At 67.3% G+C, this 8,933-nt stretch carries 8 protein-coding genes; 4 read left to right on the top strand and 4 right to left on the bottom strand.

Features of this window, described 5'->3' with window-relative positions:
- Positions 1–78 precede the first annotated feature (78 nt).
- Positions 79–2,106 carry a sodium-translocating pyrophosphatase gene (locus VG561_RS20365; RefSeq protein ID WP_262093071.1) on the bottom strand — a complete coding sequence of 676 codons (2,028 nt, stop codon included), beginning with the start codon at positions 2,104–2,106 and terminating at the stop codon, positions 79–81.
- A gap of 355 nt (positions 2,107–2,461) precedes the next feature.
- Here VG561_RS20365 and VG561_RS20370 point away from each other — a divergent pair, with 355 nt between their 5' ends.
- Complete coding sequence (locus tag VG561_RS20370; RefSeq protein ID WP_014648314.1) at positions 2,462–2,965, top strand: hypothetical protein; 504 nt, start codon at positions 2,462–2,464, stop codon at positions 2,963–2,965.
- A gap of 74 nt (positions 2,966–3,039) precedes the next feature.
- Here VG561_RS20370 and VG561_RS20375 read toward each other — a convergent pair whose 3' ends face one another.
- The 3 genes from VG561_RS20375 to VG561_RS20385 form a co-directional block, all read right to left on the bottom strand.
- Positions 3,040–3,429 (bottom strand): DUF488 domain-containing protein, encoded by a 390-nt coding sequence (locus VG561_RS20375; protein WP_014648313.1) that lies wholly within the window; start codon positions 3,427–3,429, stop codon positions 3,040–3,042.
- Positions 3,430–3,549: 120 nt separating this feature from the next.
- The gene (locus tag VG561_RS20380) at positions 3,550–4,344 is read right to left on the bottom strand and encodes a hypothetical protein (RefSeq protein ID WP_046432358.1); all 795 of its coding nucleotides are present in this window, start codon (positions 4,342–4,344) and stop codon (positions 3,550–3,552) included.
- Positions 4,345–4,509: 165 nt separating this feature from the next.
- Positions 4,510–5,766: a 6-phosphofructokinase gene (locus VG561_RS20385; protein WP_014648312.1), complete on the bottom strand. Its 1,257-nt coding sequence runs from the start codon at positions 5,764–5,766 to the stop codon at positions 4,510–4,512.
- Positions 5,767–5,902: 136 nt separating this feature from the next.
- On the opposite strand from VG561_RS20385, the gene VG561_RS20390 reads away from it, so the two are divergent.
- The 3 genes from VG561_RS20390 (at position 5,903) to VG561_RS20400 (ending at position 8,737) form a co-directional block, all read left to right on the top strand.
- Positions 5,903–6,466, top strand: coding sequence for an adenylate kinase (locus VG561_RS20390; RefSeq protein ID WP_032956019.1), 564 nt, complete (start codon positions 5,903–5,905; stop codon positions 6,464–6,466).
- 331 nt (positions 6,467–6,797) lie between these two features.
- Entirely contained in the window at positions 6,798–8,162 is a 1,365-nt protein-coding gene (mpl, locus tag VG561_RS20395; protein WP_049440504.1) for a UDP-N-acetylmuramate:L-alanyl-gamma-D-glutamyl-meso-diaminopimelate ligase, read from the top strand.
- The gene (locus VG561_RS20400; protein WP_032956024.1) at positions 8,159–8,737 is read left to right on the top strand and encodes an LON peptidase substrate-binding domain-containing protein; all 579 of its coding nucleotides are present in this window, start codon (positions 8,159–8,161) and stop codon (positions 8,735–8,737) included. Before mpl ends, VG561_RS20400 begins: the two co-directional genes overlap by 4 nt.
- Positions 8,738–8,933 lie beyond the last annotated feature (196 nt).

An 8,933-nucleotide genomic window follows, 5' to 3' on the forward strand; every position in this document is an offset into this window, starting at 1 on the left:
TTGACGGTGGGGTCGGATCCCTTTCCGCAGGAAAGGGCTCTGACCCCATCGAGGCCGTCATCCACGCATGGCGCGGATCTACAACAGCGGCACCAGCAGCAGCGCCACGATGTTGATGATCTTGATCAGCGGATTGATCGCCGGGCCGGCGGTGTCCTTGTACGGATCGCCGACGGTGTCGCCGGTCACTGCCGCCTTGTGTGCCTCGCTGCCCTTGCCGCCGAAGTGGCCATCCTCGATGTACTTCTTGGCGTTGTCCCAGGCACCGCCGCCGGTGGTCATCGAAATGGCCACGAACAGGCCGGTCACGATGGTGCCGATCAGCAGGCCGCCCAGCGCGCGTGGCCCCAGCAGCAAGCCGACCACCACCGGCACCGCCACCGGCAGCAATGACGGCACGATCATTTCGCGGATCGCCGAGCGGGTCAGCATGTCCACCGCCCTGTCGTACTGGGGCTTGCCGGTGCCCTGCATGATGCCGGGGATCTCGCGGAACTGGCGGCGCACTTCCTCCACCACCGCACCGGCGGCGCGGCCGACCGCTTCCATCGCCATCGCACCGAACAGGTAGGGAATCAGGCCGCCGATCAGCAGGCCGATGATCACCGTGTGGTCGCTGAGATCGAAGCGGAACTCCTGGCCGGGATTGGCCGCCTGCAGGTTGTGGGTGTAGTCGGCGAACAGCACCAGTGCGGCCAGCGCCGCCGATCCGATCGCATAGCCCTTGGTCACTGCCTTGGTGGTGTTGCCCACTGCATCCAGCGGATCGGTGATGTCGCGGATCTCCGAGGGCAGCTCGGCCATTTCGGCGATGCCACCGGCGTTGTCGGTGATCGGGCCGTAGGCATCGAGGGCGACAATCATGCCGGCCATCGACAGCATCGCAGTAGCGGCGATGGCGATGCCGTACAGGCCGCCCAGCGCGAAGGCTCCCCAGATCGCCGCACACACCGCCACCACCGGCAGCGCGGTGGACTTCATCGAAATGCCTAGGCCGGCGATGATGTTGGTGCCATGGCCGGTGGTCGAGGCCTGCGCCACGTGCTGCACCGGCTTGTACTGGGTGCCGGTGTAGTACTCGGTGATCCACACGATCAGCCCGGTCAGCACCAACCCGATCAACGCGCAGCCATACAGCGCCATCGGCCCATGCACGTTGTCGGACATCAGCCCGGTGGTGATCGGATAGAACGCAATCGCCGCCAGCACGCCGGAGACGAGCACGCCCTTGTACAGCGCACCCATGATCGAGCCGCCCGGCTTCACCTTGACGAACAGCGCACCGATGATCGAGGCGATGATCGATACGCCGCCCAGCACCAGCGGGTAGAGCACCGCGTTGGCGCCGGCCTCGGCCAGCATCAGGCTGCCCAGCAGCATGGTGGCGATCACGGTCACCGCGTAGGTCTCGAACAGGTCGGCGGCCATGCCGGCGCAGTCACCGACGTTGTCACCGACGTTGTCGGCGATCACCGCCGGGTTGCGCGGATCATCTTCGGGAATACCGGCTTCGACCTTGCCGACCAGGTCGGCGCCGACGTCGGCTCCTTTGGTGAAGATGCCGCCGCCCAACCGCGCGAAGATCGAGATCAGCGACGAACCGAACGCCAGCCCGACCAGCGCGTGCAGCGCCTGCTCCATCGGCAGGCCCATGCGCAGCAGCAGTGCGTAGTAGCCTGCCACGCCCAGCAGGCCCAGCCCGACCACCAGCATGCCGGTGATCGCGCCGCCGCGGAAGGCGACGTCCATCGCCGCGCTGATGCCCTGGCGCGCCGCCTCCGCGGTGCGCACGTTGGCGCGCACCGACACGTTCATGCCGATGTAGCCGGCGGCGCCGGACAGCACCGCACCGACCGCGAAACCAATCGCGGTGTACCAGCTGAGGAACACCCCGACCAGCACGAACAGCACCACGCCGGCGATGCCGATGGTCAGGTACTGACGGTTGAGGTAGGCACGCGCACCTTCCTGGATCGCGGTGGCGATCGCAACCATGCGCTCATTGCCGGTGGGTTGGCGCAGGATCCAGCGCGCCGAGACGATTCCGAACAGGATCGCGAGAATGGCGCAGCCCAGCGCCAGTGACAGCCCGTGACGTTCCAGCATTAGACCCCTCCGCAGAATGGATGTAGGCATCCAGTGGCGATGAACGGCACCACGAGGGGGACGACGGGCTGCAGCCTGGAACCAACCCGTACCGACCTTGGTGGTCGTCCGACGTATGGCGGTGTTCAGCATTCCCTGGTGCCCGCAGTATGCGTGCCGCTCTTTGTAGAGTCGAGCCATGCTCGACTGGCCCGTGGGAGCCGCGCCGCATGACCCGTGGGCGCCCTGCCAATGAACGCGTCGACATGCGCGCGGACCCGCCGCCAGGCAAGGGCATGATTTGCGAGCCACCGGCCTTTGCACCCCGTTAAGCCAGCCTCTGCAAGCCTGCGCGGAGTCCCGATGGAGATCCCTCATGCGCCTGTCCCTGTTGATGCTCGCCGCCCTGGCCCCGGCCGTGCCGGCACTCGCTGCGGAAACCCCGGAGCTGCAGCGTGCCGTGGGCGCACCCCAGGCGGTGGGCGCGGTGCATACGCTGCGGCAGATTCCCGAGGCCTGCGCACGCCTGGAAGGTGCGTTCACCGGCGATGCCGCCGCCCCGTACCGCTTCTCCGCCGTGCGTACCAGCGAGCAGTGCCAGCCACGTGCGCGCTTCGTCGACTACACCAAGGCACAGCCGAGTGCCGACAAGGGCTGGAAGCTCAACGATGTGATCCGCGTGCCCAACGCGGCATGCCCGGCGCAGCAGGCGGTGGTGCGGGTGTGGCGCCTGCCGTCGAGCAACAAGGTCGAGCTGGATGGGCAGGGCCAGTCGCGCATCTATCTGGAAGAGGCCAAGAAGCAGGCGGCAGCCGGCCAGATTCCGCAGGTGACGATGTTCGCCGCGCAGCTGCAGATGGAAGGCAAGGCCTGCAATTGAGATGATGCGTGCGCTGCGCCCACGCAGTCGTCCACGGGTGGTAGTGCCGGCCGCTGGCCGGCATCCGGCTGATCTCACTCCGCCAGCGTCGCCCCGCGCGCCACCAGCAGCTCGCGCAACGCCCTGCGATGGCAATGCGCTTCGTCCTCGCAGTAGCAGCCCACGCTGAGGTCGCTGTGCTGCGACATCGCGGCCAGCAGGTCCAGCGCGTGCGCGGCATCGGGCGCTTTCATCTCGGCCTTGTAGTGGCGGAAGAACGCAGTCCAGTCGGCGGCTGTCTTCGCCTCATGGGCCTGTTTCACCAGCTCCGCGCTGGGTGACAGAGTCGGGAACCAGACGTCGTACCAGTCCCGTTTCGCGAATTCGCTGCGGGGCACGCCGCGCGGTGGTCGCCGCACGGTGCCGATGCGCAGGCCCTCGCCGGGTTGGCGCGGGCTGCCGAGACGAACAACACGCAGTGCCATGATGACCTCCAGGCGGGGCGTCCATCATCCTGCGATGCACGTGCGCCAGGCGTGAACCGCTGGGGAAACGAAAAGGCCCGGGCGCCTGCGCACCCGGGCCTTTTCCCATGCCGGCAGCGGTCAGTTGCCGCGGCAGTCCTTCAGCCACAACACCCGACCGATCTGGTCGTAGCTGTCGACCACGCCGGTCAGCGTTACTTTCTCGCGCGGGCGCAGGGCCAGCGCATACGCGGCCTGGTTGGCTGCGAACGAGCAGGAAATGGCCACACGCTCAAAATCGATGCTGCCATCGCTGGGCAGGTCGAAGCTGGTGTTGTAGGTGCCGCCACTGCGCAGCACGGTGGTGATGCGACCGGTGATGGCGTAGGTCTTGCCCTTGTAGCGCGGCTCGACCGCGGCCGGGTTGTCCTTGTTCTGGTTGCGCAGCTGGAAGCCGAAGCGGTCGGCGGCAATGGTCACCACCGAGGCCTGCGGAGTGGCCTTGGCCGCCTGTTCGCCCGCCTTGCCTGGCTTGATCTGGTTGAGCAGCTTGCACATTTCTTCGCGCACGCCGTCGGCCGGGGCGATGGCGCCCTTGTTGACCTTCACCACCATGCCGACGGTGCCCTGGCCGCCTTCGGAGGTGGCACTGATGATCATCGGAATCGGCTTGTGGGCCATGGATTCCGGCTCTTCGATCAGCATCGAGCCGCCTTCCACGTCCTCGCTGAGGACGTCCATGTTGGCGTTCTTGGCGATTACCCGCATCTGGCCGATGGCGCTGGCCACGGTCAGGTCAGGATGGGTGACCGATGAAGTGAAGGTAGTGCCGACGAAGGGATTGCCCTTCTTCTGGAAGTTGCTTTCGCAGGTCGCAGCGAAGGCCGGCGCGGCAGCACCGCACAGCAGCGCGGCGATCAGGATCGGGTGCTTCATGGTTACAGTCCTTGTGAAATGGCAGCACGGGCCCGGGCCTTGAGGGCCGGGCAGCGTCGAATCTGGCTTGCAGCGGCCCCTTTGCCCCGGGCCGGAGCCCGATTGTGGGGCGCTTCGGCGGCCGCCGCAATGCGCCCTGTGCGCCGCACAGGACGCAGGTACACTTCAGCCCTCGAAGGCCGGCAGCTTCTGCTTCACCGCCACGTTCTTCAGAGTGACGTACTTCGGCAGGCCGTCGGTGCCATAGGGAAGCGGCGCTTCGCCCTTGATCAGCGGCGACAGGTAGGCGCGCGCCTTGGCGGTGATGCCGAAGCCATCGCGGCGGATGAAGCCGGCTGGCATCTTCTTCTCGTGGTTGGCGATCTTCGACAGCGGGGCCGCTTCGATCTTCCAGCGATAGGGCGCATCGCTGCTGCGCACGATCACCGGCATCACGCCGTTCTGGCCCTTCAGTGCCAGCTGCACGGCGGCCTTGCCGACCGCCTGTGCCTGCTCCCAGTCGGTCCTGCTGGCCAGGTGGCGGGCCGAGCGCTGCAGGTAGTCGGGCAGCGCCCAGTGCACCTTCAGGCCCAGCTGGTCCTTGACCCGTGCGGCAAGGTGCGCGGCCACGCCGCCCAGCTGCGAGTGACCGAACGAGTCCTTGCCGCCGCCTGCGTCGGCGACGAAGCGGCCATCTGCGGTCGCGATACCTTCCGACGCCACCACCACGCAGTAGCCGACGCGCTCGACCACGGCCTTCACCTTGGCCAGGAACGCGGCCTCGTCGTAGGCGCGCTCGGGCAGCAGGATGATGTGCGGTGCTTCGTCATCACCGTTGCCAGCCAGGCCGGCGGCCGCGGCCAGCCAGCCGGCGTGGCGGCCCATCGCCTCGTAGATGAAGACGCGGGTGGAGGTCTCGGCCATCGCCGCAACGTCCAGCGCCGCCTCGCGCACCGAGACGGCGGTGTACTTGGCCGCCGAGCCGAAGCCGGGGCAGGTGTCGGTCACCGCCAGATCGTTGTCGATGGTCTTGGGCACGCCAATGCAGGTCAGGTCGTAGCCGGAGGCCTTGGCCAGCTGCGAGACCTTCAGCGCGGTATCGGCCGAGTCGTTGCCGCCGTTGTAGAGGAACCAGCGCACGTCGTGCGCGCGCAGCACCTCCAGCAGGCGGTCGTAGCGGGCGCGGTCGGCGTCCAGCGATTTCAGCTTGACCCGGCACGAGCCGAAGGCACCGCCCGGGGTATGGGCCAGCGCGCGGATGGCCGCGGCACTCTCCTTGCTGGTGTCGATCAGCTCCTCGCGCAGGGCGCCGAGGATGCCGTTGCGGGCGGCCAGGACCTTGATGCCCTTGGCCCGCGCCTGCTCGATCACCGCCGCCGCCGTGGCGTTGATGACGGCGGTGACACCGCCGGACTGGGCATAAAGGAGAGTACCGTTGCGCATGCTTCTACCTGCTCGGGGGAGGGGACATTGCAGGGACATTACCCGGATGCGGTAAAGTGGCGCTATTGCGGTGCAGCGATACCGGACCGTCCGGGACGCGAACCTTCTTTGTTTTCAACACGTTGGAGTCAGGTCAATGCGATTGGTTCTGTTGGGACCGCCCGGTTCGGGCAAGGGGACACAGGCGACGCGCCTGAAGGAAAAGCTGGGCATCGCCCACATTTCGACCGGTGACATGCTGCGCGCGGAAATCGCCGCCGGCACCGAGCTGGGCAAGCAGGCCAAGACGGTGATGGATGCCGGCAACCTGGTGTCGGACGACATCCTGCTGGGCATGCTGGAGTCGCGCCTGACCCAGGCTGATGTCGCCAAGGGCTTCATCCTCGATGGCTACCCGCGCAACGTGGCCCAGGCCAATGCGATGGACGGCCTGCTGGCCAAGATCGGCCAGCCGCTGGACGCCGTGGTGCAGCTGGACGTGGCCACCGAGCTGCTGGTGGATCGCATCGCCGGTCGTGCCAAGGAGCAGGGCCGCGCCGACGACAATCCGGAAGCGGTGCGCCAGCGCCTGCAGGTCTACAACGAGCAGACCGCCCCGGTGGTCGATTTCTACGCCGGCCGTGGCACCCTGGCCCGCGTCGATGGCGTCGGTGAGCTGGACGAGATCGAAGCCCGCATCCTGGCGGCGATCAAGGCCTGATCCGGCCGGGCCGGCGCGAATTGCCGGCTCCCCGGGCGCAAAAAAACACAGGCCTGGTCCGCGAGGATCAGGCCTGTGTCGTTTGACAGGCGCCAGCGAAGGGCTTGCTCAGGGCCCCGCAGCATGAGCTCCCTTGGGGATGGCCTCTTGGGGAGTAGGACCGGTTCGGGTACTGCGGCTGGCAGTTCGAATTGTGTCCGGGTTCACAGAACATCGCTATCGGGAATTCCCTGACAGCTGATTGGAGTTTTCTCACATCCCGTGTAGGGGTTGTCTTACCCGATAGCGGACATTGGCCCTATACAGCCGTCATCGGTCACAATCCTCGGTCATGAGCAGCGTACATATCCTTGCAATTGCCGGCACCTTCATGGGCGGCGTGGCCGCGCTGGCGCGGGAACTCGGGCATTCCGTCAGCGGCAGCGACCAGGCCATCTACCCGCCGATGTCGACCCAGCTCGAACAGCTGGGCATCACCCTGGACCAGGGCTACCGTGCCGACAGCGTGCCGGCCGGCACCGACGAGGTGGTGATCGGCAACGCGCTGTCGCGCGGCAATGCCGCCGTGGAAGCCGTGCTCGATGCCGGCCAGCGCTATATATCCGGCGCGCAGTGGCTGTCCGAGCAGGTGCTGCCGGGCCGCGACACGCTGGCCGTGGCCGGTACCCATGGCAAGACCACCACCACCACCATCCTCACCTGGCTGCTGGAAAGTGCAGGGCGCTCGCCCGGCTTCCTGATCGGCGGCGTCGCCGAGGATTTCGGAGTCTCCGCGCGCCTGGGCCAGGGCCGCGAGTTCGTGGTCGAAGCCGATGAGTACGACACGGCCTTCTTCGACAAGCGCAGCAAGTTCGTGCACTACCGGCCGCTGGTGGCCATCCTCAACAATCTTGAATACGACCACGCCGACATCTTCCCGGACGTGGCGGCGATCCAGCGCCAGTTCCACCACCTGGTGCGTACCGTGCCCGCACGTGGGCGGCTGATCGTCAACGGCGAGGATCAGCACCTGGCCGAAGTGCTGGCGATGGGCTGCTGGACTCCGGTCGAGCGGTTTGGTTTCGATCCGTCGCTGGAGTGGCATGCCGAGCTGCTGGCCGCCGATGGCAGCGCGTTCCGCGTGCACCATCGTGGGCAGGCGCTGGGCGACGTGCAGTGGTCGCTGCTGGGCCGCCACAACGTGCTCAACGGGCTGGCCGCGCTGGCCGCTGCGCATGCAGTGGGCGTGGCGCCGGCCACGGTGATCCCGGCGCTGGCGCGCTTCCGCAGCGTCAAGCGCCGCATGGAAGTGATCGGCAGCCATGGCGGCATCACCGTCTACGACGATTTCGCCCATCACCCCACCGCGATCGCCACCACGCTGGAGGGCCTGCGTGCCAGGGTCGGCGATGCGCGCATCGTGGTTGCGATGGAACCGCGCAGCAACTCGATGCGGTTGGGCGCACATGCGCAGGCACTGGCACCGTCGCTGGCGCTGGCTGATGAAGTGGTGTTCCTGCATCGCCCGGAACTGGCCTGGGATGCCGCTGCGGTGATCGCTGCGGTACGTGGTGACGCCCACGCGGTGCCGGATACCGACGCATTGCTGGCGCAGCTGCAGTCCAGCGTGCGTAGCGGCGACCACGTGGTGTTCATGTCCAACGGTGGCTTCGACGGCGCCCCGCGCCGCTTCCTCGCCGCGTTGCAGGCCCGATGAGCGTCGACAGCCCGCTGCCGCTGTTTCCGCTGCACACCACGCTGGTGCCGGGTGCGGCGGTGGGCCTGCGTGTTTTCGAGCGCCGCTATCTGGACCTGGTCCGCGACAGCGGCCGCAGTGGTGAGGGGTTCGGTGTCTGCCTGATCCTCGATGGCGAGGAAGTCGGCGCACCGGCGACGCCGGCGGCCTACGGTGTGCAGGTGCGCATCGAAGACTTCGATGTCGGTGCCGATGGCGTGCTGCAGCTTCGCCTGCGCGGCACCCGCCGTTTCCATGTGGAGCGTACCCGCGTGCGCGACAACGGCCTGGTGGTGGCCGACGTGCGCTGGTGCGAGGAAGACCCGGACGACGAACTGCGACCACAGCACGCGCTGCTGGCCACGGTGCTGGGGCACATCATCGAACAGGCCGGCGAGGCCTATGCGCCGTCCAACCCGGCGTTGCTGGACCAGGCCAGCTGGGTCGGCTGGCGGCTGGCCGAGCTGTTGCCGCTGAGCGAGCAGCAGCGCCTGCAGCTGCTGCAGATGGACGACCCGCACCAGCGATTGCAGCAGTTGCTGGGCTGGATGCCGTAGCAGCCTGCCTTGGGTGGGTGTGGACCTTGGTGCACACGCTGGGGCATGCGTGGAATGCCATCCACGCACGGCGTGGATCTTATCTCTTGCCGATCTGGCACCTTGGGTGCCGAGAGCCCGGCGTGGGCGACCGTGTGGATCCAGGTCTTGCGACCGAGAAGTAGCTTGGGTCCCCACGCCGGATTCTCCCTGAACC

It is taken from the genome of Stenotrophomonas sp. CASM110, assembly GCF_049384345.1.
Lineage (GTDB): Bacteria > Pseudomonadota > Gammaproteobacteria > Xanthomonadales > Xanthomonadaceae > Stenotrophomonas > Stenotrophomonas muris.

Excerpts from the sequence above, each read along its gene's own strand:
- VG561_RS20365 (WP_262093071.1), bottom strand. The coding sequence starts at position 2,106 with ATGCTGGAACGTCACGGGCTGTCACTGGCGCTGGGCTGCGCCATTCTC.
- VG561_RS20370 (WP_014648314.1), top strand. The coding sequence starts at position 2,462 with ATGCGCCTGTCCCTGTTGATGCTCGCCGCCCTGGCCCCGGCCGTGCCG.
- VG561_RS20375 (WP_014648313.1), bottom strand. The coding sequence starts at position 3,429 with ATGGCACTGCGTGTTGTTCGTCTCGGCAGCCCGCGCCAACCCGGCGAG.
- VG561_RS20380 (WP_046432358.1), bottom strand. The coding sequence starts at position 4,344 with ATGAAGCACCCGATCCTGATCGCCGCGCTGCTGTGCGGTGCTGCCGCG.
- VG561_RS20385 (WP_014648312.1), bottom strand. The coding sequence starts at position 5,766 with ATGCGCAACGGTACTCTCCTTTATGCCCAGTCCGGCGGTGTCACCGCC.
- VG561_RS20390 (WP_032956019.1), top strand. The coding sequence starts at position 5,903 with ATGCGATTGGTTCTGTTGGGACCGCCCGGTTCGGGCAAGGGGACACAG.
- mpl (WP_049440504.1), top strand. The coding sequence starts at position 6,798 with ATGAGCAGCGTACATATCCTTGCAATTGCCGGCACCTTCATGGGCGGC.
- VG561_RS20400 (WP_032956024.1), top strand. The coding sequence starts at position 8,159 with ATGAGCGTCGACAGCCCGCTGCCGCTGTTTCCGCTGCACACCACGCTG.